The 25170-nt window shown below is 68.5% G+C and carries 28 protein-coding genes; 17 read left to right on the top strand and 11 right to left on the bottom strand.

The features are described 5' to 3' along the window. Nucleotides 1-2 precede the first annotated feature (2 nt). The 5 genes from sufC (at nucleotide 3) to BOSE46_RS12315 (ending at nucleotide 4754) form a co-directional block, all read left to right on the top strand. Complete coding sequence (gene sufC, locus BOSE46_RS12335; protein ID WP_159540519.1) at nucleotides 3-767, top strand: Fe-S cluster assembly ATPase SufC; 765 nt, start codon at nucleotides 3-5, stop codon at nucleotides 765-767. Beyond that, nucleotides 764-2020, top strand: a complete 1257-nt coding sequence (locus BOSE46_RS12330) for a cysteine desulfurase (RefSeq protein ID WP_159540518.1) — start codon at nucleotides 764-766, stop codon at nucleotides 2018-2020. The genes sufC and BOSE46_RS12330 overlap by 4 nt, the downstream gene beginning before the upstream one ends. Nucleotides 2021-2034: 14 nt before the next feature. Further along, entirely contained in the window at nucleotides 2035-2499 is a 465-nt protein-coding gene (sufU, locus tag BOSE46_RS12325) for a Fe-S cluster assembly sulfur transfer protein SufU (RefSeq protein ID WP_159542707.1), read from the top strand. Next, complete coding sequence (locus tag BOSE46_RS12320) at nucleotides 2496-2858, top strand: metal-sulfur cluster assembly factor (protein ID WP_159540517.1); 363 nt, start codon at nucleotides 2496-2498, stop codon at nucleotides 2856-2858. Before sufU ends, BOSE46_RS12320 begins: the two co-directional genes overlap by 4 nt. 297 nt (nucleotides 2859-3155) lie before the next feature. Continuing rightward, nucleotides 3156-4754, top strand: a complete 1599-nt coding sequence (locus BOSE46_RS12315; RefSeq protein ID WP_159540516.1) for an ABC-F family ATP-binding cassette domain-containing protein — start codon at nucleotides 3156-3158, stop codon at nucleotides 4752-4754. On the opposite strand, the gene BOSE46_RS12310 is transcribed toward BOSE46_RS12315, so the two are convergent. Next, nucleotides 4751-5398: an N-acetyltransferase gene (locus BOSE46_RS12310; RefSeq protein WP_159540515.1), complete on the bottom strand. Its 648-nt coding sequence runs from the start codon at nucleotides 5396-5398 to the stop codon at nucleotides 4751-4753. The two genes, BOSE46_RS12315 and BOSE46_RS12310, sit on opposite strands and share 4 nt — an antisense overlap. A gap of 85 nt (nucleotides 5399-5483) precedes the next feature. Further along, entirely contained in the window at nucleotides 5484-6317 is an 834-nt protein-coding gene (locus BOSE46_RS12305) for an SURF1 family protein (protein WP_159540514.1), read from the bottom strand. Between BOSE46_RS12305 and moaA the strand changes: the two genes are divergently transcribed. Further along, nucleotides 6316-7302, top strand: coding sequence for a GTP 3',8-cyclase MoaA (gene moaA, locus BOSE46_RS12300; protein WP_236551740.1), 987 nt, complete (start codon nucleotides 6316-6318; stop codon nucleotides 7300-7302). The genes BOSE46_RS12305 and moaA overlap by 2 nt on opposite strands. Here the strand turns inward: moaA and BOSE46_RS12295 are convergent. Then, nucleotides 7299-7487 (bottom strand): acetone carboxylase, encoded by a 189-nt coding sequence (locus BOSE46_RS12295; protein ID WP_236551739.1) that lies wholly within the window; start codon nucleotides 7485-7487, stop codon nucleotides 7299-7301. The genes moaA and BOSE46_RS12295 overlap by 4 nt on opposite strands. Further along, complete coding sequence (locus BOSE46_RS12290; RefSeq protein WP_159540512.1) at nucleotides 7480-7815, bottom strand: DUF3099 domain-containing protein; 336 nt, start codon at nucleotides 7813-7815, stop codon at nucleotides 7480-7482. Before BOSE46_RS12290 ends, BOSE46_RS12295 begins: the two co-directional genes overlap by 8 nt. Nucleotides 7816-7903: 88 nt before the next feature. On the opposite strand from BOSE46_RS12290, the gene BOSE46_RS12285 reads away from it, so the two are divergent. Next, on the top strand, nucleotides 7904-8119 hold the full coding sequence (locus BOSE46_RS12285; RefSeq protein ID WP_159540511.1) for a dodecin: 216 nt from the start codon (nucleotides 7904-7906) through the stop codon (nucleotides 8117-8119). Between the two features lie 83 nt (nucleotides 8120-8202). Here BOSE46_RS12285 and BOSE46_RS12280 read toward each other — a convergent pair whose 3' ends face one another. Next, entirely contained in the window at nucleotides 8203-9405 is a 1203-nt protein-coding gene (locus BOSE46_RS12280; protein ID WP_159540510.1) for an MFS transporter, read from the bottom strand. A gap of 83 nt (nucleotides 9406-9488) precedes the next feature. Here BOSE46_RS12280 and BOSE46_RS12275 point away from each other — a divergent pair, with 83 nt between their 5' ends. Next, nucleotides 9489-9797 (top strand): helix-turn-helix domain-containing protein, encoded by a 309-nt coding sequence (locus tag BOSE46_RS12275; RefSeq protein ID WP_159540509.1) that lies wholly within the window; start codon nucleotides 9489-9491, stop codon nucleotides 9795-9797. Here BOSE46_RS12275 and serB read toward each other — a convergent pair. Continuing rightward, nucleotides 9794-11005 (bottom strand): phosphoserine phosphatase SerB, encoded by a 1212-nt coding sequence (serB, locus tag BOSE46_RS12270; protein ID WP_159540508.1) that lies wholly within the window; start codon nucleotides 11003-11005, stop codon nucleotides 9794-9796. The genes BOSE46_RS12275 and serB overlap by 4 nt on opposite strands. An 80-nt stretch (nucleotides 11006-11085) precedes the next feature. On the opposite strand from serB, the gene BOSE46_RS12265 reads away from it, so the two are divergent. Genes BOSE46_RS12265 through BOSE46_RS12255 form a run of 3 tightly spaced genes read left to right on the top strand, consistent with a single transcriptional unit; the run spans nucleotide 11086 to nucleotide 13505 of the window. Further along, nucleotides 11086-11916, top strand: coding sequence for an ABC transporter ATP-binding protein (locus BOSE46_RS12265; protein WP_159540507.1), 831 nt, complete (start codon nucleotides 11086-11088; stop codon nucleotides 11914-11916). Then, nucleotides 11913-12365: an NfeD family protein gene (locus BOSE46_RS12260; RefSeq protein ID WP_159540506.1), complete on the top strand. Its 453-nt coding sequence runs from the start codon at nucleotides 11913-11915 to the stop codon at nucleotides 12363-12365. The genes BOSE46_RS12265 and BOSE46_RS12260 overlap by 4 nt, the downstream gene beginning before the upstream one ends. Beyond that, nucleotides 12366-13505, top strand: coding sequence for an SPFH domain-containing protein (locus tag BOSE46_RS12255; protein ID WP_159540505.1), 1140 nt, complete (start codon nucleotides 12366-12368; stop codon nucleotides 13503-13505). A gap of 122 nt (nucleotides 13506-13627) precedes the next feature. Here BOSE46_RS12255 and BOSE46_RS12250 read toward each other — a convergent pair whose 3' ends face one another. After that, nucleotides 13628-14155 (bottom strand): YbhB/YbcL family Raf kinase inhibitor-like protein, encoded by a 528-nt coding sequence (locus tag BOSE46_RS12250; RefSeq protein WP_159540504.1) that lies wholly within the window; start codon nucleotides 14153-14155, stop codon nucleotides 13628-13630. 18 nt (nucleotides 14156-14173) lie between these two features. Here BOSE46_RS12250 and BOSE46_RS12245 point away from each other — a divergent pair, with 18 nt between their 5' ends. After that, the gene (locus BOSE46_RS12245) at nucleotides 14174-14977 is read left to right on the top strand and encodes an RNA methyltransferase (protein WP_159540503.1); all 804 of its coding nucleotides are present in this window, start codon (nucleotides 14174-14176) and stop codon (nucleotides 14975-14977) included. On the opposite strand, the gene BOSE46_RS12240 is transcribed toward BOSE46_RS12245, so the two are convergent. After that, nucleotides 14974-15879, bottom strand: coding sequence for a DUF5343 domain-containing protein (locus BOSE46_RS12240; RefSeq protein WP_159540502.1), 906 nt, complete (start codon nucleotides 15877-15879; stop codon nucleotides 14974-14976). The genes BOSE46_RS12245 and BOSE46_RS12240 overlap by 4 nt on opposite strands. Nucleotides 15880-15968: 89 nt before the next feature. Continuing rightward, on the bottom strand, nucleotides 15969-16574 hold the full coding sequence (gene def / locus BOSE46_RS12235) for a peptide deformylase (RefSeq protein WP_236551738.1): 606 nt from the start codon (nucleotides 16572-16574) through the stop codon (nucleotides 15969-15971). 183 nt (nucleotides 16575-16757) lie between these two features. Between def and BOSE46_RS12230 the strand changes: the two genes are divergently transcribed. The 4 genes from BOSE46_RS12230 to BOSE46_RS12215 are packed head-to-tail and all read left to right on the top strand — an operon-like array spanning nucleotide 16758 to nucleotide 20139. Continuing rightward, nucleotides 16758-18074: an acyl-CoA dehydrogenase family protein gene (locus BOSE46_RS12230; protein ID WP_236551737.1), complete on the top strand. Its 1317-nt coding sequence runs from the start codon at nucleotides 16758-16760 to the stop codon at nucleotides 18072-18074. A 14-nt stretch (nucleotides 18075-18088) separates the two neighbouring features. Next, a complete protein-coding gene (locus tag BOSE46_RS12225; RefSeq protein ID WP_159540500.1) occupies nucleotides 18089-19309 on the top strand; it encodes an acyl-CoA dehydrogenase family protein in 1221 nt (406 codons plus the stop codon). A gap of 54 nt (nucleotides 19310-19363) precedes the next feature. Beyond that, nucleotides 19364-19813 carry a MarR family winged helix-turn-helix transcriptional regulator gene (locus BOSE46_RS12220; protein ID WP_159540499.1) on the top strand — a complete coding sequence of 150 codons (450 nt, stop codon included), beginning with the start codon at nucleotides 19364-19366 and terminating at the stop codon, nucleotides 19811-19813. After that, nucleotides 19810-20139 carry a DUF952 domain-containing protein gene (locus tag BOSE46_RS12215; protein WP_159540498.1) on the top strand — a complete coding sequence of 110 codons (330 nt, stop codon included), beginning with the start codon at nucleotides 19810-19812 and terminating at the stop codon, nucleotides 20137-20139. Before BOSE46_RS12220 ends, BOSE46_RS12215 begins: the two co-directional genes overlap by 4 nt. Here the strand turns inward: BOSE46_RS12215 and BOSE46_RS12210 are convergent. Then, on the bottom strand, nucleotides 20117-21160 hold the full coding sequence (locus BOSE46_RS12210; RefSeq protein WP_159540497.1) for a zinc-dependent alcohol dehydrogenase family protein: 1044 nt from the start codon (nucleotides 21158-21160) through the stop codon (nucleotides 20117-20119). The two genes, BOSE46_RS12215 and BOSE46_RS12210, sit on opposite strands and share 23 nt — an antisense overlap. Before the next feature lie 43 nt (nucleotides 21161-21203). Between BOSE46_RS12210 and BOSE46_RS12205 the strand changes: the two genes are divergently transcribed. Next, a complete protein-coding gene (locus BOSE46_RS12205) occupies nucleotides 21204-21563 on the top strand; it encodes an FKBP-type peptidyl-prolyl cis-trans isomerase (protein ID WP_159540496.1) in 360 nt (119 codons plus the stop codon). A 3-nt stretch (nucleotides 21564-21566) separates the two neighbouring features. On the opposite strand, the gene hrpA is transcribed toward BOSE46_RS12205, so the two are convergent. Beyond that, nucleotides 21567-25166 (bottom strand): ATP-dependent RNA helicase HrpA, encoded by a 3600-nt coding sequence (hrpA, locus tag BOSE46_RS12200; protein WP_159540495.1) that lies wholly within the window; start codon nucleotides 25164-25166, stop codon nucleotides 21567-21569. Between the last annotated feature and the right edge of the window lie 4 nt (nucleotides 25167-25170).

The raw sequence follows: 25170 nt of genomic DNA, 5'->3' as shown, positions 1-25170 counted from the left end.
ACATGTCCACCCTTGAGATCAAGGACCTTCACGTCTCGGTCAAGACCGAGGAAGGCGACAAGGAGATCCTCAAAGGCGTCGACCTCACGGTCAAGTCCGGCGAGGTCCACGCCATCATGGGCCCCAACGGCTCCGGCAAGTCGACGCTGGCCTACTCGATCGCCGGCCACCCCAAGTACGACGTCACGAGCGGGTCGGTGACGCTCGACGGCGTCGACATCCTCTCGATGACGGTCGACCAGCGCGCCCGCGCCGGCCTGTTCCTCGCGATGCAGTACCCCGTCGAGGTTCCCGGCGTCTCGGTCGCCAACTTCCTGCGTACGGCCAAGACCGCGATCGACGGCGAAGCGCCCAAGCTCCGCACCTGGGTCAAGGACGTCAACGAGGCGCTCGAGCGCGTCACGCTCGACAAGGAGTTCGCCCAGCGCAGCGTCAACGAGGGATTCTCCGGTGGCGAGAAGAAGCGCCACGAGATCGCCCAGCTCGAGCTGCTCAACCCCAAGTTCGCCGTGCTCGACGAGACCGACTCGGGCCTCGACATCGACGCGCTGCGGGTCGTCTCCGACGGCGTCAACCGCTATAGCACCCAGGGTGATCGCGGCGTCCTGCTGATCACGCACTACACGCGCATCCTGCAGTACATCAAGCCCGACTACGTCCACGTGTTCGTCGCGGGACGTCTCGCCGAGAGCGGTGGCCGCGAGCTCGCCGACCAGCTCGAGGCCGAGGGCTACGACAAGTACGTGAAGGCCGCGGCACAGGCATGACGATCGTCGAGGGAACCCAGACGTACGACGTCGCCAGGATCAGGGAGGACTTCCCGATCCTGGGCCGTCGCCTGGCCGGTGACTTCCCGCTGGTCTACCTCGACAGCGCCAACACGTCGCAGAAGCCGGTGCAGGTCATCGACGCGATCGACGACCACTACCGGCAGCACAACGCCAACGTCGCCCGCGCGATGCACCAGCTCGGTGCGGAGGCCAGCGCAGCGTTCGAGCTGGGCCGCGACAAGGTCGCCGCGTTCATCGGCGCGCCGAGCCGCGACGAGGTCGTGTTCGCCAAGAACGCCTCCGAGGCGCTCAACCTGGTGGCCCGCACCCTCGGTGACTCCGGTCGCATCGGCCAGGACCACGAGATCGTCATCACCGAGATGGAGCACCACTCCAACATCGTGCCGTGGCAGCAGCTCAGCCAGCGCACGGGCGCGACACTGCGGTGGTTCGGCGTCACCGACGAGGGCCGCCTCGACCTCGACGACATCGACACGCTCATCACCGAGCAGACCGCAGTCGTCTCCGTCGCCTGGGTGTCCAACATGCTCGGCACGATCAACCCGCTCGACGCGATCATCGCCAAGGCGCACTCGGTCGGCGCGCTGGTCGTCGTCGACGCGTCACAGGCCGTGCCGCAGCTTCCGGTCGACGTCGCGGCGCTCGGTGCCGACTTCGTCGCGTTCACGGGGCACAAGATGGTCGGCCCGACCGGCATCGGCGTGCTCTGGGGCCGCTACGACCTGCTCGCCGAGCTGCCGCCGTTCCTCGGTGGTGGCGAGATGATCGAGACCGTCACGATGGCGCAGTCGACGTACGCCCCGCCGCCGGCACGCTTCGAGGCCGGGACGCCGCCGATCGCGCAGTCGGTCGGCCTCGGCGCAGCGGTCGACTACCTCTCGGCCATCGGCATGGACAACGTCGCGGCGCACGAGCAGGCCATCACGGCGTACGCCCTGGGCGCCCTGCAGGAGATCGACGGTCTCACGATCGTCGGACCCAAGGAAGCCGTCGACCGCGGGGGAGCGATCAGCTTCACGCTCGGCGACATCCACCCGCACGACGTCTCACAGCTGCTCGACTCGCGCGGTGTGGCCGTACGCGCCGGCCATCACTGCGCCAAGCCGGCGCACCAGCGCTTCGGGGTGCAGTCGACGACCCGCGCGTCGTTCTACCTCTACACGACGACTGAGGAAATTGATGGCCTGGTCGAGGCGTTGCACCATACGAAGAAGTACTTCGGAGGCTAGCGATGACTGATGCGATGAACGTGGACTCGCTCTACCAGGAGATCATCCTGGACCACTACAAGCGACCCCACGGCGCGGGACTGCGCGAGCCCTTCGAGGCCGAGGTGCACCACGTCAACCCGTCCTGCGGAGACGAGATCACGCTGCGCGTGCACCTCGACGGCAACACCGTCTCGGACGTCTCGTATGCCGCTCAGGGCTGCTCGATCAGCCAGGCGTCGACCTCGGTGCTCAACGACCTGATCGTCGGCAAGAACGTCGAGGAGGGCATGGCGATCCTCGACGAGTTCAACACCCTCATGCACGGCAAGGGCAAGATCGAGCCCGACGAGGAGATCCTCGAGGACGGCATCGCGTTCGCCGGCGTCGCCCAGTTCCCCGGCCGCATCAAGTGCGCGCTTCTGGGCTGGATGGCCTGGAAGGACGCCGTCTCGCAGGCCCTCGTCACCACATCGTCAACCACGGGAGACCCGAAATGACCACCGACCACAGCGACCTGCCCGACGTCGACCTCGCGCCTGCCGGTGCGACGACCAAGGAAGACGTGCTCGAGGCCATGAAGGACGTCGTCGACCCCGAGCTCGGCATCAACGTCGTCGACCTCGGCCTCGTCTATGGCGCGGACGTCGACGAGCACAGCAACACGGTGCTCTCGATGACGCTCACCTCGGCGGCCTGCCCGCTGACCGACGTCATCGAGGACCAGACCCGCGCTGCCCTCGACGGCATCGTCAACGACTTCCGGATCGAATGGGTCTGGATGCCGCCGTGGGGCCCGGACAAGATCACCGACGACGGCCGCGAGATGCTGCGAGCCCTCGGCTTCAACATTGGTTGAGGTCAATTCGCGCTCAGCGCGAATTGCGCCTCAACCAGGTTGAGCGATCGCGGCGAAGCCGCCAGGTGACGAAACCTCGCGAGCGTACTCCCCAGCGCTGGTAGGTCGTGTCGAGGCGTCGGCCGCGGGCGGCCTCCCTGGCGAACGCTGGTCCACCAGTGGGACGTAGCGCACAGCCATACGGTCCGAATCGGCGTCGTGAAGCCCGTAGACTGGGTCGGTGACCTTTCATCAGCGGGAATGAGACCGGCGTACGTACGCCGGCCTGTTCGCACACCCTGATCTGAAAGTTCTCCCATGCTCACCGTCTCCAATGTGGAGCTGCGCTTCGGCGCGCGCGTCCTGATGTCCGACGTCTCGTTCCGTGTCGACAAGGGCGACAAGATCGGCCTCGTCGGTCGCAACGGCGCCGGCAAGACGACCCTGACGCGCATGCTGTCCGGCGACGGCCAGCCTGCCGAGGGCTCGATCACGTCGACCGGCAAGATCGGCTACCTCCCGCAGGACCCCAAGTCCGGCGACCTCGAGACCACCGCTCGCGACCGCATCCTCGGCGCGCGCGGACTCGACGAGGCGCTCACGGCGATGCGCAAGGCGGAGATCGACATGGGCTCGCCCGACCCGGCGACCGCGGAGAAGGCCATGAAGGCCTACACCCGGGCCGACACGATCTTCGGCGCCGGCGGCGGGTATGCCGCGGAGTCGGAGGCCGCGACGATTGCCAAGGCCCTCGGCCTGCCGGATCGCGTCCTCGAGCAGCCGCTGTCGACGCTCTCAGGCGGACAGCGGCGCCGCATCGAGCTGGCCCGCATCCTGTTCTCCGACGCCGACACGCTGCTCCTCGACGAGCCCACCAACCACCTCGACGCCGATTCCGTGGTCTGGCTGCGCGGCTTCCTCAAGAACTTCAGCGGCGGACTGGTCATCATCAGTCACGATGTCGAGCTGATCGAGGAGACTGTCAACAAGGTCCTCTACCTCGACGCCAACCGCGCCACGATCGACATCTACAACATGGGCTGGAAGTCGTACGTCAAGCAGCGCGAGGCCGATGAGCACCGCCGCAAGCGCGAGCGTGCGATCGCGGTCAAGAAGGCCGACCAGCTGACGAGCCAGGCCAACAAGTTCCGCGCCAAGGCGTCCAAGGCAGCCACCGCTCAGCAGATGCTGCGGCGTGCCGAACAGCTCGTCGCCGGCCTCGAGGGTGAGCGCGTCGTCGACAAGGTCGCCAACATCAAGTTCCCCAAGCCCGCTCCATGCGGCAAGACGCCGTTGATGGCCGAGGGTCTCTCCAAGTCGTACGGATCGCTGGAGATCTTCACCGACGTCGACCTGGCGATCGACAAGGGCAGCCGCGTGGTCGTGCTCGGCCTCAACGGCGCCGGCAAGACCACGCTGCTGCGCATGCTCGCCGGCACGCTCGAACCCGACACCGGGGAGATCCAGCCCGGACACGGGCTCAAGATCGGCTACTTCGCCCAGGAGCACGAGACGCTCGACACCTCGCGCACGGTGCTGGAGAACATGCAGGCGCAGGCGCCGCAGCTGACCGACGTCGAGGCGCGCAGCGTGCTCGGCTCGTTCCTGTTCAGCGGCGACGACACCTCCAAGCCCGCCGGCGTGCTGTCAGGTGGCGAGAAGACCCGCCTGGCGCTCGCGAGCCTGATCGTGTCGAGCGCGAACGTCCTGCTGCTCGACGAGCCGACCAACAACCTCGATCCGGCATCCCGTGAAGAGGTCCTGCGGGCCATTCGTACGTACGAGGGCGCCATCGTGCTCGTCTCGCACGACGAGGGCGCGGTCATGGCCCTCGAGCCCGACCGCGTGCTACTGCTGCCCGACGGGGACGAGGACCACTGGTCCGACGACTACGCCGACCTCGTCAGCCTGGCCTAGCCGCGCCGGAAGAGCTGGAGCGAGCCCACGGGAACGAAGCCCGCGGCGAGCAATGCGCGCAAGCTTGCAGCATTGCCCGGCGCGGCGGCCGCGATGACGAGTTCTCCTTCGGGGATGAGCCTCAGGCCGTCCTGCACCAACGCAGTGCCCGCGCCGCCCCGATGATCGGGGTCTAGCTCGAAGCTGATCTCCGTCAACCCCGCCACACCGCGGGCGAGCACCGCGACCGCCGACCGGCGCGGATCCTCGAACCCGAACACCCGCACATCGTCACGGTTGCTGGCCGCGAACTCCACACGGGAATGTGCCGCGAGGTCGGGTCGCGGCACCAGTGCCGACGTCGTGGTAGCCGAGCCGAGACCTCGGTGGACCAGGAGCACGTCGAGGCTGTCGATCCAGCCGTCGGGTCCGGCCAGCTCGGCGAGCAGCCGCGGGTCGTGTGCTCCGCCGAATCCGTCCGCCCCCAGATCGGCCAGCGACTCGTCGGTCGTGTCGGCGCGCACCGCGAAGACGGCGTGCCCCGTGAAGGCGACCACGGCCTCGACTCCCGGCTTCCACGGGTCCACCCGGTGCCAGCCACCGTCGACCGCGGGAAATCGGCCGCTGGCGGCGTTCTCGATCACGTCGGCCAGGGGATGGCTCATCCGCGCCGGATGGCTTGCGGGGTTTCGAGGCTCGCTCGCAGAGCTCGCTCGCACCTCAACCTGCTCGGGCGGTCGTTCGCTGCGCTCACTCGGTCCTCGCAAACCCGTCGATGCGGGTCGGGTTGCGGCGTTCCTTGGCCTCTGACCTCGCGAACCAGAAGTAGCCGACGACCGCGAGCAGGGCGAAGAACCACCACTGCAACGCGTAGAAGAAGTGGGGGCCTTGGCCACGCTCGGGCTCCGGCTCGGCCGCCAGCTTCTTGGCCGGAGCCGGGTCCTCCGATCGCAGGTTGAGGTAGCCGCCCAGCAGGTCGTACGGCACCGACTTGGCGAAGCCGACGCTGGAGATTGCGCGGATCTGCCCCTTGATCGGGAGGATCGCGTCGCCGGTGGCGCCGTTGTTCTGCCGCAGCCAACCGGTGATCGTGACCTCGCCGGACGGGGGAGCAGGTACGTTCGGCCGGGCCACGGTGTTCTCGGACTCCTGCCAGCCGCGATCGACCAGCACGGCCTCGCCTGACGACAGCACGAACGGCGTGACGACGTCGACGCCTGGGGCGCCGTCCCGCGTCGAGAACTTGACCGTGACCTGGTGCTCGACGTCGTACGTGCCGGTGGCGCGTACGCGGGTGAACTCGCTCTCGTCATCGACCGTGTCACCGGTGCTGAGCACCTTCGCCAGGTCGACCGGCTGGGCCTTGAGGTGCGTCGTGATGATCTTGTTCTGGTCGAGCCGGTGCTCGAGCCGATGGATCTGCCAGAACCCCAGACGGGTGCATACGGCGGCGAGGACGATGACGAAGACCGCGAATCCGATCCACCGCACGCTCAGCAGGAAGCGGTACACAAGACGACGGTAGTTGTGCAGGTCAAGAGTGGGTCGGCCGGGTTCGCCGCGCGCACCTAGGATGGTCTCCATGCAGCTCATCGACACACACGGCCGGGTCGCCACCGACCTGCGCGTGTCGTTGACCGATCGCTGCAACCTCCGGTGTCAGTACTGCATGCCGGCCGAGGGCCTCGACTGGATGCCGAGCGAGGACACGCTCACCGACGACGAGCTGATGCGCCTGATCGGCATCGGCGTCGAGATACTGGGCATCCGCGACGTGCGCTTCACCGGCGGCGAGCCGCTGCTGCGCCGCAGCCTGCCCGAGCTCGTCGCGGCCACCAAGGCGCTGCCGTCCAATCCACGCACCGCGATGACCTCCAACGGCCTCGGCCTCAAGCACACGGCCAAGGCGTTGGCCGCGGCCGGGCTCGACCGGGTCAACATCAGTCTCGACACGACCGACCCGGCGACGTTCGAGCAGATCACCCGCCGCAACCGGCTGCACGACGTCATCGACGGCCTCGCCGCTGCGCGTGAGGCAGGCCTGGCGCCCGTCAAGGTCAATGCCGTCCTGCTGCGCGGCATCAACGACGCCGAGGCGCCCGACCTGCTGCGGTGGTGCATGAAGCACGACTACGAGCTGCGGTTCATCGAGCAGATGCCGCTCGACGCCCAGCACGGCTGGAACCGCGAGGCAATGGTCACCGCTGACGAGACCCTCACGCTGCTCGGTGAGCACTTCCGGCTGACCGGCCTCGACGGGCGCGGATCGGCCCCGGCCGAGAAGTTCCTCGTCGACGACGGGCCGCACACGGTCGGCATCATCGGCTCGGTCACCCGGCCCTTCTGCGGCGACTGCAACCGCGTACGCCTGACCGCCGACGGGCAGATCCTCAACTGCCTCTTCGCCCGCGAGGAGTCAGATCTGCGTACGGCCTTGCGCTCCGGTTCTTCCGACGAGGAGATCGCGCGCCGCTGGACCGCCGCGATGATGACCAAGTTGCCCGGTCACGGCATTGACGACCCGAGCTTCCTGCAGTCGGCCCGCCCGATGTCCTCCATCGGCGGCTAGACCGGGACCGTTTCCTTCCAGAAGCCCCGGGCCGACAGGAAGGATCGCAGCGACTCCTCGTGGTCGTCGCACGCAAGCCACGTCTTGCGCCGGTCGGGCGTGTGGATCTTGGGGTTGTTCCAGAGCAGCTGATGCGTCGCTTCGGCCGTGCACCCCTTGGCCGAGCAGATCAGTGCGTCACTCACGGTCGAGCTTGGGTGCAGCGGGTGGTTCGAGCTGGCCCTTGGTCTCCGGCCCGAACGGCGAAGGCCCGGCGCCCTTCTTGCGTACGCCGGCATTGGCCAGCACGACCGACGTGTAGGGCAGGAAGACCGCTCCGACGAACAGGACCCAGCCGAACCGCGACCACGGCGACGGAACGGTCGTCAGGACGATGACGCCGCCGATGAAGCAGAGCGTGCGGATGCCCATGGAGATGGCGTAACGGCGCTCGCGCCGACCCCGGTCGGCGCTTTGCGACTCGGCAGCGCTCGTGATCGAGAAGACCTGCTGCTTTCGCGGTTCTGGGGGCACACCTCCACTCTACGTCGCACAGCTCCGGGCGTGGGATCGAGTCCGAGGCCCCTCGGACGTGCAGGGCTGGTGGTCGTACGCTCGGCACATGACTGATCGCACCTACCGTGTCACCGAGATCGTCGGCACCTCTCCCGACGGCGTCACCGAAGCCGTGGACAACGGCATCAAGCGGGCCGCACAGACCCTGCGCCACCTCGACTGGTTCGAGGTCACCGACATCCGCGGACAGATCACCGACGCGGCCGTGTCGCACTACCAGGTGACGATGAAGATCGGCTTCCGCCTCGAAGACGATGAGTGAGCCGAGCGAGCGTGAACTCAGGTTGAGCGATCACGCCGAAGGCGTCCGATGACGAAACCTCGTACGCCGACGACGCGACTCGACTAGTCCGTCGAGCCATACCGCCGCAGCGCCGCTGCGGCGCCCGACAGCACGACGACCAGGCCGCCGTACACGTACGTCGTGGTGGCCAGGCCGATGTGCGGTGCGGCGATTCCGGCTGCCACGGCAGGGATGCCGAACGCCAGGTAACTGACGACGAACACCGCGGCGAACAGCTCGCCGCGCTCGTGCGGACCGACCACAGGCGTGATCGATCGCATGATGCCGAGGAACGCGGTGCCGAAGCCTGCGCCGGCGACGACGGCTGCAGCGACGAACGCCCAGAACGATCCCATCGCCAGGGCGACGAGGGTCAACGCCGTGCCGACGGCGAGCGCCGTCGTGCCGAAGATCGTGATCCATCGGGAGGACTCGCGGCGCGCGACGTAGCTTGCGATCGCGCCGACGCCGGTGAGCACTGTGACGACCAGGGCCTGCTCGACGTGGTCCGTGCCGCCGAGCTCCCGCGCCACGATCGGCGCGCCGAGGGAGAGATAGATGCCTCCCGTCGCCCAGCCTGCGACCAGAGCGGGAGTGCTGCGCAGGAATGCCGGGCGAGCGGCCACCGGAATGCCCACTCGCGGGCGCAGGGAGTGCACGAGGCCCTCATGGCGCGGTGAGGTCTCCGGGAGCAGCCACACGGCCGCGGCGAGCGCCGCGTAGACCGCCGTCAGGGTGCCGAACACGACGACCAGTGGAGCCGAGGCGTGGTCAAGCACGATGCCGCCGAACAGGGCGCCGACGGCCAGGCCGGCAAGCGGGCTCACGCTGTTGAACGTCGCCGCGGCGCCGGGGCGGTCCTCCGGCTCGAGATCGACGACAGCGGCGCTCAGCGACGACATCAACAGTCCGCTGGCGGCACCTTGGACGACGCGGGCCAGGAAGAGCATCCCGACCGAGTCCGCATGCCAGAACACGACCATGCTGACCGCGAGCAACACGAAGCCGGCGGAGAGGACGGGGCGACGACCGGCGTGGTCGGAGAGCGACCCCGTGACGAGCAGCGTCGCGAGGAGCGCAATCGCGTACACCGCGAAGATGCCCGTCAGGGTCGCTGACGAGAAGCCGAGCTCCTGCTGGAGCACGGGGTAGAACGGCGACGGCGCGCTGGCGCCGATCATCATCGCCACGAAGGCGAACAGGCCGAGCGCGAACCCGGTGGTGTGCTTGCGAACGGCTCGGGGAGCATCCAGTGTGATGGTCATGTGTGCCTCGGTGCGGTTGGTTCGAAAAGATTGGAACCTTCACCGTACGCCCGATGTCACCACTGTTCAAGTATTATCGAACCATGGCAACGTATGAGCTGGAGCACCCCGAGATCGCGGACGTGACGCTGACGGACGTCCTGTTCGCCCTGAGCGACCCGGCCCGGCTCGAGATCGTCCGTGAGGTCGCGGCCGGACCGCTCGACATGGCGGCGTGCGGGGCGACCAACCCTGATCTGCCCAAGTCGACCAAGTCGCACCTCATGAAGGTGCTGCGCGAGGCCGGGATCGTCCGCAACGTGCCGAACGGACGTGGCCGGCTCGTGAGCCTGCGCAAGGACGAGCTCGACGCCCGGTTCCCCGGCCTGCTGGACTCGGTGCTCGGCGCCTAGCCTCGGTCTGCCTCATCCGCGGCCTCGACCTCTTCGCGGGTGATGCCCAGCAGGTAGATGATCGCGTCGAGATAGGGCACGTTGACCGACGTCCGTGCCTGGTCGCGTACGAGGGGCTTGGCGTTGAACGCGATGCCGAGGCCGGCCGCTGCGAGCATGTCGAGGTCGTTCGCGCCGTCGCCGATCGCCACGGTGTTCTTGACCGAGATGCGCGCCTGCTCGGCGAAGTGCCGCAGCGCCTCGGCCTTGCCGGCCCGGTCGACGATGTCGCCGACGATCTTGCCGGTCAGGCGACCGTCGACCACCTCGAGCTGGTTGGCCGCGAAGTAGTCGATGTCGAGCTCAGCGGCGATCCTCTCGATGATGTGGGTGAACCCGCCGCTGACCAGCGCGAACCGGTAGCCGAGACGCTTGAGCGTACGGATCATGGTGCGAGCGCCCGGGGCGTACGTCAGCGACTCGTAGACCTCGTCGAGTGCCGACTCCTCGACACCCTCGAGCAGTGCGACGCGCGAGATGAGCGACTCGGAGAAGTCCAGGTCCCCTTGCATCGCGGACTCGGTGACCGCGGCGACCTCGGCCTCGCAGCCGGCATGGGCAGCGATCATCTCGATGACCTCGCCCTGGATCAGCGTCGAGTCGACGTCCATCACGACGAGCCGTTGGGCGTGACGCAGGATGCCGTTCTCCTGCACCGCGACGTCGACACCCTGCTCGAACGCGACGGCGGCGAGATCGGCCTGCAGCTGGTCGGGATCGGCGCCGGAGACCTCCATGCGGATCGCGGTCACCGGATAGCGCGCCATGCGGACGATGCGGTCGATGTTTCCGCCGTCGTCCTTGATCCGCTGCGCCAGCGCCGCCATCGCAGCAGGCCGCAGGGGAGCGCCGAGGATCACGACCTGGGACCGGCCGACCCGGCGAGCCCGGTTGTCACCGGTGCCGTACTCGACCGCGACCTCGAGACCGAAGGTGGCGCCGACGTCGTGCACCGTGCTCTCGAGGTGAGACCGGTCATCGGGCACGGTCAGCAGGGCGCTCAGGATGAGGCGGCCTCGTACGACGAGCTGCTCGACGTCGATGACCTCGACGCCGAACGGTTCGAGGTCGGCGAACAGCCGCGTCGTCACGCCGCTCTGGTCGGGCCCCGTGAGGGTGACCAGGACGGTCGGATCGTTGAAGTGCAGAGTCGGCACGGGATCAGTCATCGCACCCGAGGCTATCGCTGACGCTCAGCGTGCCCGCGATAGGTTGACTGCACCGCCACCAACTACGACCAGGAGTGTGTATGCCTGCCGCTTTCGAGCTCTCGAAGGTGAGCGTCGTACGGCCCGGAAAGGTTCTGCTGGAGGACGTCAGCTGGACCGCCGAGGACGGCGAGCGCTGGGTCGTCCTCGGACCCAATGGCGCCGGCAAGACGACGTTGTTGCAGATCATCAGCGCGGCGATGCATCCCACCAAGGGCAAGGTCAAGATCCTCGGCAGCAAGCTCGGCAAGGTCGACGTGTTCGAGCTGCGTACGCGCATCGGTCACACCAGCACCGCGGTCGCCGACCTCATCCCGCCGACCGAGTCCGTGGGCAACACGATCGTGTCGGCGGCACACGCCGTGCTGGGTCGGTGGCAGGAGGAGTACGACGAGGAAGACTACCGCCGCGCCACGCAGATGATGGGCGAGATGGGCATCACGGCGCTGGCCAACCGGACATTCGGCACGCTCTCCGAGGGCGAGCGCAAGCGCGTGCTGATCGCGCGCGCACTGATGACCGATCCCGAGCTGCTGCTGCTCGACGAGCCCGCCGCCGGCCTCGACCTGGGCGCCCGCGAGGACCTCATGGCGAGCCTCGAGGTGCTCTCGCACGCCACCGACGCGCCAGTGCTGGTGATGGTGTCGCACCACGTCGAGGAAATTCCGGTCGGATTCACCCACGTCCTGATGCTTCGGGATGGCAAGGTGGTGGCCCAGGGTCCGATCGAGTCCACGCTGACGAGCGAGACCCTGAGCACGACGTTCGGGTCACGCATCCAGCTTCAGCACGAAGGTGGACGCTACAACGCCCGTCGGGCGGCATACGGACATCGTGCAGATCGCGGCGCTGACACACGGGAGAGCTCATGATCGACTGGATGCAGGACCATCCCTCGGCGACCTGGCTGGGGATCGCCGTCGTCTTGGCTGTCGTCGAGGTGTTCAGCCTCGACCTCGTGCTGCTGATGTTCGCGCTGGGTGCCGTCGCCGCGGCCGTCGCGACCGGGTTCGGGGCGCCGCTCTGGCTCGCGATCCTCGTGTTCACGATCGTCTCGGTCGCGTTCCTCTACTTCGTGCGACCGCCGATCGTCGAGCGCCTGCACGCCGGTCCGACGCTGACGACCGGCCACGAAGCGCTCGTCGGTCGCACCGGCGTCGTCCTCGAGCCGGTCGACATGCGCAACGGCCGCATCCAGCTCGCCGGTGAGGTCTGGTCCGCGCATGCTGCGACCGAGAACCAGACGTTCGAGACCGGCACCGAAGTCCTCGTCACCCGGATCGACGGCGCCACCGCCGTCGTCACCACCAAGGAGTCCTGAATGTCCCCAGCACTGATCGTGCTCATCTTCGTCGCCGTCCTGGCGATCGTGGTCGTCTCGATGACGGTCAAGATCATCCCCCAGGCGCGGTCCGGCATCGTCGAGCGCTTCGGCAAGTACCGCACGACCCTGTCGGCGGGCCTCAACATCGTGGTGCCGTTCATCGACAAGGTGCGGTACGTCATCGACCTTCGTGAGCAGGTCGTGTCGTTCCCGCCGCAGCCGGTCATCACCGAGGACAACCTCGTGGTCTCGATCGACACGGTGATCTACTTCCAGGTCACCGACCCGGTCGCCGCGACGTACGAGATCGCCAACTACATCCAGGCCATCGAGCAGCTCACCATGACGACGCTGCGCAACATCACGGGTGGCATGAGCCTCGAGCACGCGCTGACCAGCCGGGACCAGATCAACTCCGGGCTGCGCGGCGAGCTCGACAGCGCGACCGGCAAGTGGGGCATCCGCGTCAACCGCGTCGAGCTCAAGGGCATCGACCCGCCGCCGTCGATCATCGACGCGATGGAGCAGCAGATGCGTGCCGAGCGCAACAAGCGCGCCGCGATCCTGACCGCCGAGGGTGAGCGCCAGTCGGCGATCCTCACGGCTGAGGGTCAGAAGCAGTCTGCGATCCTGACCGCCGAGGGCGAGCGTCAGGCGCAGATCCTCACCGCGCAGGCCGACCGTCAGGCGCAGATCCTTCGCTCGCAGGGTGAGGCGCAGGCCATCCAGACGGTGTTCCAGGCCATCCACGACGGCAACCCCGACCAGAAGCTGCTGTCCTACCAGTACCTCCAGATGCTGCCGAAGATCGCCGAGGGCGACAACGCCACGACGTGGATCATCCCGGCGGAGCTGACCAAGGCGCTGGGCACGCTCGGTGGCACGCTCGGCAAGATCCCGGTCGACGGTGGCGGCAGCAAGACGCGCGTCGACTTCGACGCGCCGATCGAGGACGACGCACCCGAGGAGCAGGCCACGGCCGATGCCGTGCAGGAGGCGCTCGATGCGGCCAAGGCGGCCGAGTCGCCGATGTCGCCGAGCGCGGGCGAGCCCCCGGCCCAGCCCGAGGCCGGCACACCCCCGCCGCCGCCGGCACAGGAGCCGCCGGCAGCACCGCCGGAGCCTCCCAAGGCGTGATCCTCGCTCCTTGAGCTCGTCGAAAGGAACGCCCCTCGACCGAACCGGTCGAGGGGCGTTCTCGTTCCTTGAGCTTGTCGAAAGGACCTTTCGACAAAGCTCAAGGAACGAAGGAGTTCGGCTCAGTGCTGGTAGGTTCCGTGGATGATCGCGCGACCCAGCGTCTTGAACGCGAGGTTGAAGCCGACGACGGCCGGCGAGGCCGAGCTGTCGACGCCGAGGCTGTCCTCGCCGACCGCATGCACGACGTAGAAGTAGCGGTGCACCTGGTCACCCGGCGGGGGAGCCGCGCCCATGTAGGCCAGCCCGCCACCGTCATTGCGTACGTGGAACGCGCTGCCGGGCAGCGAGTCGTCCGAAGCGCCGGCGCCGGCCGCCAGCTCGGTGACGTCGGCCGGGATGTCGACGGCGACCCAGTGCCAGAAGCCGGACACGATCGGGGCGTCCGGGTCGAAGCACGTGACGACGTACGACTTGGTGCCCTCGGGCGCGCCGGACCAGGACAGCTGCGGCGAGGAGTCGCCGAACTCGTTGACCTGGTCGTCCTTGAGGGGCTGACCATCGGTCACGTCAGAGCTCGTCACCGAGAACGACGGCGCGGACGGCAGCAGCGGGTAGGGATCGGGTGTGACGGGGCGTTCAAGACTCATGCTCGTTAGGCTAGCCCGGTGGCCGAGATCGTACGACTGGACGACCTCGAGGATCCGCGACTCCGTGACTACGTCGACCTGCGGGACGTGCAGCTGAGGCTGCAGCTCGAGTCCGACCGCGGGCTGTTCCTCGCGGAGGGCGAGAAGGTGGTCCGCCGGGCGATCGAGTCGGGGCATCAACCGCGGTCGTTCCTCATGTCGCCGCGCTGGCTCGAGGGTCTCGCCGACCTGCTCGACGCCACCGACGTGCCGTGCTTCGTGCTGGACGACAAGTCGATCGAGAGGCTGACCGGCTTCCACGTCCACCGCGGCGCGCTCGCCGCCCTGGAGCGGCCGGAGCCGAGGCCTCCCCGCGACGTGCTGGCGGAAGCCCGGCGGGTGGTCGTGATGGAGGACCTGGCCGACCACACGAACGTCGGCGGGGCCTTTCGCGCCGCTGCAGCCCTGGGCTTCGATGCGGTGCTGCTCTCGCCCCGCTGCGCCGACCCGCTCTACCGCCGGGCGATCAAGGTCTCGATGGGATCCGTCTTCTGGCTGCCCTACGCACGCGTCGACGACTGGTACGCCGCGCCGGACCTCCTGCGCGAGGCGGGCTTCACGACGTACGCCATGACGCTCGCCGACGACTCGGTGCCGATCGACGAGGTCTCGCACGACGTCGATCGGCTCGCGCTGATCGTCGGCTCCGAGGGGCACGGACTGACCCCGCACTGGGAGAAGTCAGCGGACCATCGCGTCACGATCCCCATGGCGGCCGACATCGACTCGCTCAACGTTGCCTCGTCCGTCGCCGTTGCCTGCTGGGAGCTCCGAGCGCGCTAGGCGGCGCTCGGGAACAGCCGGCTCGCCCGGTCGACCAGCTCCATGGCTGCTTGGTGCACGTCGAGCAGAAAGTCGTCCGCCTCGGTCGCCGTGGGCCGGAACGACGTGGGGTGCGCGCAGTCGTTGCGGCTCTGCAGCAGCAACGGCAGCTGATCGGCCAGGTCTCCCTCGGTGAGGCCGAGATCGGCGAGCATCCGCAGCAGCTCGGCACCGGGGGTCTTCATGGAAAGCTCTTCGATCGAGGTGACCTTCCATGACGGCCGGACGGCGCGTGCTGCGGCGAAGTCTCCGGCCGCGAGGAAGGTGAGGGCGAGGGCGACGTAGCCGTTCCATGCCGAGACGTACGCGGGTCGGCAGAGTCCGTGGTCGATGCAGGACCGGGCTTCCTGCAGGCCTTCGGCCAGGCGTGCGAGGCCCGAGATGCGGCTCTGGATGGTGAACCGCACCGCGGAGATCGTGGCGGCGGGAGGGTCTGCAACCCGCCGGCGGGTGAAGTCTGCACGCGCACACAGGACCCGAAAGCTCTCCACGGTCTGGTCGACGTGGTGCTGGGAGTAGCCGGTCACGTCTCGCACGACTGTGCCGAGCGTGCGTGGAGGCACCGTCTCCGGCGTCTTGAACGCCTCGAACAGCGGGGCATAGGCGGCTCGGAGCGCTTCGGCGAGCAACCGTTCAGAACCATCCGTCTGCCGATACTCGTTCCACAGCCGAGTCGGCGCACCCGCCGCATCGACGAAGCCCATGGCACGTAGCAGTCCGACCATGTGCGGGCCCTCGCCCGTGGCGAGTCCATTTGCTTCGAGGTGGTGCCCGGTGATCCGGTGCGGCGTCGACGCCTTGCGGATGGTCCGGAGGGCGAGCGGGATGGATGCGGGCACCGTCGTGTGTGGCATGCCCGTCATGGCTGGACCTCCCTCACAGACGCCTGGTGGGTGGAATCTAACCCGTGATCGGGGTCAGAAGCGGCCGGGATGCTGGCCGAAAAGCGCACTCAGCGGTCGATGACGGGCTCGTCGACGAGGACCGTGACGGGCCAGTCGTCGGGGTAGCTGTCGGCGAGCTCCTGGTGCTGCTTGTAGAGCTTCTTGCGCGACCGCTCGGGCAGGCGGTCACCGAAGACCGTGCCGAACAGGTGATCCGTCTCGTGCTGCAGGCAGCGCGCCAGCAGTCCGTCGCCGACGAACTCGACGGGCTCACCGTTGTGGTCCACACCCGTGACGTGCGCGCGGTCCGGGCGGGCGCACGACGTGAACGCGCCGGGCAGCGACAGGCAGCCCTCGTCCTCGTCCTCCAGGTTGCGCTCCTTGCCCTCGGGCAGGTGCAGCACCGGGTTGCAGACGACGCCCGTGATCTGGTTGTTGTCGTCGTCGGGGCAGTCGAAGACGAACACCTTGAGGTCGACCCCGACCTGGTTGGCGGCGAGCCCGACACCCTTGGCGGCATACATCGTCGCCACCATGTCCTTGACGAGGGTCAGCAGCTCGTCGTCGAAGACCGTGACGTCCTCGAGCTCTCGGTGCATGACGGGAGTGCCCCACCGGGTGATGGGGCGTACGGCGCCACCCTCGGGGAGGGGACGGGACTGTGATGCAGGCACGGGCTCTGGGCTCCTTCGCTCAGGACTGGTCAAGGCTACCGAGCCACCGACACGCGGCAACTGCTGGTCCTGCGATGTGAGTTCGGATACCATTGGTATGTCAAACTGCAACTCAGAGTTACAGTATGTGCAGCGGGTGGGCAACTCAGTCCAACCTCGCGCCAAACACTTCGAGGAGTTCCTGTGGCCAGTCGCCGAGATCCCATGGGCATCGGCCTGGCGGTGCTCAACCGCATCGCCAGCTCGCCGACCATCGACAAGCTCAAGCTGCGCAAGACGACCGAGAAGGCCGTCTACCAAGGCGCCAAGAGCGGCTTCCGCGTCGCCGGCGCCACCGGCCGTACGTTCAAGCGGGTCAAGAGCACCGGCAAGCCGGCGCGTCTGGCGCGTACGTCCGACAGCGGCGTGTTCGACCTCGAGCCGACCGAGGACCAGCAGATGATCGTCGGCGTGATCAAGGAGTTCGCCGCCGAGGTGTTGCGTCCGGGCGCCGAGGCAGCCGAGACGGCCAACGACACGCCCAAGGAAGTCCTCGCGCAGACCAGCGAGTTCGGCCTGACGCTGCTCAACATCCCCGAGAGCCTCGGCGGTCTTTCGGAGGACCGCTCGGCGGTCACCGGCGTGCTCGTCGCAGAGGCGCTGGCCGAGGGCGACATGGGGCAGGCCGTTGCCTGTCTGGCACCGGCGGCCGTCGCCACTGCGATCTCGCTCTGGGGCTCCGACGCGCAGCAGCAGACCTATCTGCCGGCATTCGCCGGCGACGACATCCCGACCGCGGCGCTCGCCGTCGCCGAGCCCAGGGCCCTCTTCGACCCGTTCGAGCTCCAGACCACGGCCGTCAAGACCGACACCGGGTACCGGATCAACGGCGTCAAGTCAGCGGTCGTGCGCGGCAGCGAGGCCGAGCTCTTCGTGGTCGCCGTCGACATCGAGGGACGCGGCCCGACCCTCGTCCTGCTGGAGTCCAGCACCGCCGGCATCGCGATCGAGGCCGATCCCGGCATGGGCCTGCGTGCCGCAGGCCTCAGCCGCCTGGTCCTGACCGACGTCGAGGTCCCGGACGATGCGATCCTCGGCGATGGCGCCGACGACGACTACCGCGAGTGCATTCGTCTCTCGCGCCTGGCGTGGGCCGGTCTGGCCCTCGGCGCCGCCCGCGCCACGCTGGACTACGTCTCCGACTACGTGAAGACGCGTACGGCCTTCGGTGAGCCGATCGCGCACCGCCAGGCCGTCGCGTTCATGGTCGCCGACATCGCGATCGAGCTCGAGGGCATGCGCCTGGTGACACTCAAGGCCGCATCGCGCGCCGAGCAGGGCATCGACTACGCCCGCGAGGTCGCGCTCGCGCGCCGGCTCACGGCCGAGTACGGCATGAAGATCGGCACCGACGGCGTCCAGCTGCTGGGCGGCCACGGCTTCGTCAAGGAGCACCCGGTCGAACGGTGGTACCGCGACCTGCGAGCCATTGGCCTGATGGAAGGAGCAGTCCTCGTCTGAGGACGGAATCACTCATGATCAATCTCGAGACCCCCCGCAAGTTCCGCCCGTTCATCAAGCAGGCCCATCAGGTCGCCGAGGAGTTCCTGCGCGCCAACTCCCGCAAGTACGACCTCGCGGAGCACGCGTACCCCAAGGAGCTCGACCTCCTCGCCTCGCTCGTCGACGGCATGGGCGACTCCGGACAGGGCCAGGGCGCCGGTGCGGCCGGCGTACGCCGTGACGAGTCCGACGAGGATGCCGGCAAGGGCAAGGTCAAGAACGGCACCAACATGTCGTCCGTGCTCTCGATCATCGAGATGTGCTGGGCCGACGTGGGCCTGCTGCTGTCGATGCCGCGTCAGGGCCTCGGCAACTCCGCGATCGCCTCGGTGGCCAACGAGGAGCAGCTCGAGCGCTTCAAGGGCACGTGGGCGGCGATGGCGATCACCGAGCCCAGCTTCGGCTCCGACTCGGCCGCGATCACCACGACGGCGGTCAAGGACGGCGACGCCTACATCCTCAACGGCGAGAAGATCTTCGTGACGGCCGGCGATCGCGCCGACTCCGTCGTCGTGTGGGCGACGCTCGACAAGGGCCTCGGCCGAGCCGCCATCAAGTCGTTCCTGGTTCCCAAGAGCCTGCCCGGCATCCGGGTCGAGCGGCTCGAGCACAAGCTCGGCATCCGCTCGTCCGACACCGCGGTCATCGTGCTCGACAACTGCCGTGTGCCCGCGGAGAACCTGCTCGGCAACCCCGAGATCGACACCAAGCAGGGCTTCGCCGGCGCCATGGCGACCTTCGACAACACGCGGCCGCTCGTTGCGGGCATGGCCGTGGGCTGCGCACGGGCGGCACTCGAGGACACTCGGCGCCTCCTGGAGGAGGCCGGCGTCGTCATCGACTACGACCGCCCCGCGCAGGCACAGTCGTACGCCGCCGCGACCTTCATCGCGATGGAGGCCGACTGGGAGGCCGCGCTGCTGCTGACCATCCAGGCGGCGTGGCTGGCCGACAACCGCAAGCCCAACTCGATGGAGGCCTCGATGGCCAAGGCGAAGGCCGGTCGCGTGGGCAACCAGATCACGCTGCGCTGCGTCGAGCTCGCCGGCACGTTGGGCTACAGCGAGACCGAGCTGGTCGAGAAGTGGGCCAGGGATTCCAAGATCCTCGACATCTTCGAGGGCACGCAGCAGATCCAGCAGCTCATCGTGGCCCGCCGTCTGCTCAACCTCACGTCGTCCGAGCTTCGCTGACCTGTTGGAACATCCCGTCACTCCGGTGGCGGGATGTTCTATAGGGTCGAGTGCATGAGCAGCGATCTTCCCAACGATCTGGACGTCGAGTACGAGCTGACCAGGTTCGTGCGGCGGGTACGCGCCCGCTCGCTCCGCCAGCTCCCGGAGATCCACCCGTCCTTGGACTACGGGACGTTCCTGTTCCTGATCGCCATCTGCGACGCGCCTGACGGCATCCGGGGTTCCGAGCTTGCCGAAGGCCTCGGGGTGCACAAGTCGACCGCCAGCCGGGCGATCGCGTCGCTGGAGAAGCTCGGTCTGGTCTCGCGCATCCCGGATCCTGACGACGGCCGCGCCCAGCTGCTGGTTGCCCAGCCTGACGCGCGAGCCAAGCTCGAGGCCTACCGCAGCCGCAGCCACCAGCGATTCTCGGCGATCCTGTCCGACTGGGAGGCGGACGAGGTCAGCACGTTCGCCCGCAGCCTGGCGCGGCTCAACGACGCCGCCGAACAGATCCCGTGAGGATCTTCCACCTCGCCACCGAAGAGGCCTGGACCGCCGCGGTCGACGCCGGCACGTACACCGTCTCCACGCTCGGGCTGGACCTTGCCGACGTGGGCTTCATCCACTGCTCGCAGGCGTCGCAGGTAGCCGGAGTGCACGAGCGGTTCTACGGCCACGTCATCGCGCCGCTGCGGCTGCTGACGATCGACACCGACCTGCTGACGTCGCCGTGGCAGCTCGACCCGGTCGAGGGCCAGCCGCTGCCGTTCCCGCACATCTACGGGCCGCTCAACGTCGACGCCGTGGTGTCGGCGGAACCGTTCAGAGCGTCAGCAGCGACTTGATGGCCGTACGCTCGTCCATCGCGCGGTAGCCGTCGGCGACCTGGTCGAGCGGCAGCGTCCGGTCGAACACGCGACCGGGGGACACCGCGCCGGACAGCACGTCGGGCAGCAGCTCCTCGATGTAGGCGCGTGCGGGTGCGACACCGCCGGCGATGCCGAGGTTGCGATAGAACATGCCGCGGACGTCGACCTCGACGCCGTGAGGCACGCCGACGAACCCGATCCGGCCGCCGGGCCTGGCGCACTGCATGGCCTGCGCCATGCTCTGCTCCGTGCCGACGCACTCGAGCACGTGGTCCGCGCCGATGCCGTCGAGCATCTCCCGGACCTCGGCCGCACCCTCCTTGCCGCGCGTCGCGACGATCTCGTCGGCACCGAACTCCCGGGCCAGCTGCTGGCGGTCCTCGTGGCGCGACATCGCGACGATGCGCCCCGCACCCAGGCGCTTGGCCGCGAGCACGGCCGAGAGACCGACGGCGCCGTCTCCGACGACCGCGACCGTGCTGCCGGGCTGGACGCCCGCGAGCATCGCCGCGTGGTGCCCGGTGGGGAAGACGTCGGACAGTGTGAGGAGGTGCGGCACCATGGCCTCGTCAGGCTGCGCCGTGGCCACGAGGGTGCCATCCGCTAGCGGCACGCGTACGAGCTCACCCTGCCCGCCGTCGACCGGCCGACCCTGACGGTCGTCGACACCCCAGAACCCGCCGCTCGTGCACGACGTGTGTATGCCGCGCTCACAGAGCTTGCAGGTGTTGTCGGAGTACATGAACGGCGCGATGACGAAGTCGCCCTCGCTCAGCGACGAGACGCCGGCGCCGACCTGCTCGACGACGCCGACGAACTCGTGGCCGATGCGCATGGGCCCGCTGATCTCGTTGATGCCGCGATAGGGCCAGAGGTCGGAACCGCAGACGCACGCCGCCACGACGCGCACGATGGCGTCTCCGTCGTCATGGAGCTGCGGAGCAGGCACGTCGTCGAGGCGGATGTCATGAGGGGCGTGGAGGACTGTGGCGCGCATGTGGCCATTCTGGCAGCCGAGTCCATGTGACAGGATCGTGCGCATGACTGAAAAGCCTGAAGTTGACTTCATCGAGGGACCTGCGCCCACCGAGCTCCAGATCAAGGACATCATCGTCGGCGACGGACCCGAGGCAGTGCCCGGCGGACTCGTCGACGTGCACTACGTCGGCGTCGAGTTCGACACCGGCGAGCAGTTCGACTCGTCGTGGGACCGCGGCCAGTCCGCGAAGTTCCCCCTCCCGCAGCTCATCGCCGCGTGGCAGCAGGGCATCCCGGGCATGAAGGTCGGCGGCCGGCGCCAGCTGGTGTGCCCGCCGGAGCTCGCCTACGGTCCGGCCGGTGGCGGCCATCGCCTCTCGGGCAAGACCCTCGTGTTCGTGATCGATCTCCTGGGCGTCTGACGCTCAGAGCGCGTCGACCAGCGCCGTCACCCGTTTGACGGACACCGGGAACGCCGTCCGCAGGTTCTGCGCCAGCAGGCTGAGCCGCAGCTCCTCCAGCGCCCAGCGCACGTGCTGGACGTCGGGGGACAGGCGCGCCCAGACCGAGAGGTCAGCAGTACGTTCGTGGAACCGCGCCTCGAGCTCCTGCGTCGCCAGCAGGTCGTCGGTGAGCGGCGCATCGAGCCGGCGCCGCGCCGCCTGCAGGTACAACGGCAGGCGGCGCAGCTGCGTCACCCCGGCGTCGCGGATGAACCCGGGGTAGACGAGCCACGACAGCTGCACGCGGACGTCCTCGCCGGCCTCGGTGGCCGGGGTCGGCACGACCTCGCCGAGGGCGCTCAGCACGTCGAGGACGGTGCGCACGGCGCGCTCGGTCTCGTCGTACGCCTCGGCGCGTACGGTCTCGCGGAGGGCGTCGAACGACTCCTCGGTCCACGCCGGACCACCGTGGCGTACGAGCAGCTCCTCGAGCGCCGCCAGCCAGCACTCCTCGATCACGGCGGCAGCGTCCTTGTGCGGGCCGGTCGACAGCAGCAGCTTCGCGCGCAGGTCGAGCGACCGGCCGAGCTGCGGGACCGGTGTCGCGAGCGCGAACGACAGCAGCCGGGCCTGGCCGCGCCGCATCGCCGCAGCCTGCTCGGCGGGGGAGTCCAGCACCCGGAGGGCGACCGATGCGCCCTCGTCGACCAGCGCTGGGTAGCCCGTGACCTGGCCGGCCGAGATCGTCCGGTCGATGTCGCCGACCGTCCACGCGAGCAGTCCTGAGCGCTCCTCCTGCCGGGCCGCCTTCGTCAGGTCCGCCCGTACGTGGGTCGCGAGCTCGCTGCGCAATACCCTCAGGTCCTTGCCGCGGGACAGCTCGACGCCGTTCTCGACGACGCGGAACGTCACCCGCAGGTGTCCGGGGAGCGCCGTGAAGTCGAAGTCCTCCGGGCGTACGACCGTGCCGTTGAGAAGCCGCATCTGGCGCGCGAGCTCTTCGCTCAGGTCGGAAGCATCGGCATCCATCGCCTCGACCAGGCGAGGGGCGAACTGGCCGGCCGGTACGAACTCCCGTCGCAACGCCTTGGGCAGCGAACGGATCAGCTCGGTCACCAGCTCGACCCGGTGCCCCGGCACGTGCCAGTCGAACGCCCGGTCATCGACGGTCAGCAGCCGGTCGATCGGCAGGTCGATCGTGACGCCGTCGTCCTCCATGCCGGGCTCGAACGCGTACGTCAGCGGGTATGCCTCGCCGTCGGAGTGCCACTCGCGCGGGAACTCCTCGTCGGCGTCATCGGTGCTGCGGCCGAGCATCGCGGGGTCGAACGTCAGGAGGTCCGGCTGGTCGACCCGCGTCCTTTTCCACCACGAGTCGAAGTGGCGGGTCGAGACGACGTCCTCGGGAACCCGCTCGTCGTAGAACGCGAAGAGCGTCTCGTCGTCGACGCGAAGGTCGCGGCGGCGTAGCCGTTCCTCGAGCTCCTCGACCTGCTGGATCATCGCCTGGTTGCGGGCCCAGAACTTGTGGTGCGTGCGCCACTCGCCCTGCACCAGGGCGTGCCGGATGAACAGCTCGCGCGACACGACCGGATCCACGCGGCCGTACTGCGCCAGACGGTCGGCGATGATCGGGATGCCGTAGAGCAGGACCTTCTCCCGGGCCATGACCGCGCCGCGCTTTCGCGACCAGTGCGGTTCGCTGTAGGAACGGTTGACCAGGTGCGCGCCGGCCTCCTCGACCCACTCCGGCTGGATCTTGGCCGCCGTACGCCCCCACAGCCGGCTGGTCTCGACGAGCTCGCCGACCATCGCCATCCGTGGCGGCTTCTTGGCGAGGCCGGAGCCGGGGAAGATCATGAACTTGGCCTGCCGGGCGCCGAGGAACTCCCGGCCGTCGAGCTCTCGAAGACCGACGTGCGACAGCAGACCGGTCAGCAGCGCCTGGTGGACCAGGTCCGGATCGGCGCCGGGGTTGCCGGGCTTGAGCTTGAGGTCCTTGGCCGTCCGTCGCAGCTGTGAGTGCACGTCGTGCCACTCCCGGATGCGCAGGTAGTGCAGGTACTCGTCGCGGCACATCCGCCGGAACGCCGAGCTCGAGAGGTTGTCCCGCTGCTCACGGATGTACTTCCACAGGGTCAACCACGACAGGAAGTCCGAGTCGGGCTCGACGAACCGGCGGTGCTTCTCGTCCGCCGCCTGCTGGTGGTCCAGCGGACGCTCGCGGGGATCCTGGATCGACATCGCGGAGACGATCACGAGGACGTCGGCGAGGCAGCCGAGCCGGTCGGCGGCCAGGAGCATGCGGCCGAGGCGGGGGTCGGTCGGCAGGGTCGACATCGACCGGCCGATCGTGGTCAGCCGATGGCCGCCGGACGGCTTCGTCCCGAGCGCACCCAGCTCGTACAGCAGGTTGAGCCCGTCGGTCACCGCCCGCGAGTCCGGCGGGTCGAGGAACGGGAAGTCCTTGATGTCGCCCAGGTCGAGCGAGGCCATCTGCAGCAGCACGGACGCGAGGTTGGTGCGCTGGATCTCCGGGTCGGTGAACTCCGGGCGTCCGTCGAAGTCCTCCTCGGAGTAAAGGCGGATGCAGATGCCGTCGGCCACGCGACCGCAGCGTCCTGCGCGCTGCGCGGCGCTGGCCTGCGAGATCGGCTCGATCGGCAGTCGCTGGACCTTGAGCCGCTGGCTGAACCGCGAGATCCGGGCGAACCCGGGGTCGATCACGAAACGGATGCCGGGAACGGTGAGCGAGGTCTCGGCGACGTTCGTCGCGAGCACGATGCGCCGGCCGGTGTGGTCGCTGAAGATCTTCTGCTGGTCGCCGGCGGCGAGACGGCCGTAGAGGGGGAGGATCTCGGTGTGGGGGAGCCTCTTGCCCGCCAGGAACTCCGCTGCGTCGCGGATCTCCCGCTCGCCGGACAGGAACACCAGGATGTCGCCGTCACGCGGGAGTTCTGAGACAGCGTCGGCGATGCCGTCGAGCATGTCAGCGGCATCGGACTCCGCGAGGGGGCGATAGCGGACCTCGACGGGATACGTACGTCCGCTGACCTCGATGACGGGTGCGTCGAACATCTCCGCGAAGCGTTCGACGTCGATCGTCGCGGAGGTGATGATGACCTTGAGATCGGGCCGGCTGGGGAGCAGCTGCTTGAGATAGCCCAGCAGGAAGTCGATCGACAGCGAGCGCTCATGCGCCTCGTCGATGATGATCGTGTCATAGCGCGACAGGCGGCGGTCCCGCTGGAGCTCGGCGAGCAGCAAGCCGTCGGTGACGAGCCGGATCGCCGTGGCGTCGCTCGTCTGGTCGTCGAACCGCACGGCGTAGCCGACCTCGGCCCCCAGGTCGACCTCGCACTCGTCGGCGATGCGCTTGGCCACCGAGCGCGCGGCGATGCGGCGAGGCTGCGTGTGCGCGATGGTGCGGCGGCCCAGCTCGTACGCGATCTTGGGCAGCTGCGTGGTCTTGCCCGATCCGGTCTCGCCGGCCACCACCACGACCTGGTGGTCGCGGATCGCCGCAGCGATGTCGTCATGGCGCGCCGTGATCGGCAGCGCCTCGTCGTACACAATCTTCATGAGG

Source organism: Aeromicrobium sp. 9AM (genome assembly GCF_902506105.1).
GTDB lineage: Bacteria > Actinomycetota > Actinomycetes > Propionibacteriales > Nocardioidaceae > Aeromicrobium.
The sequence above is the reverse complement of the archived record's forward strand: the minus strand, read 5'-3'. Positions and strand labels throughout refer to the sequence as shown.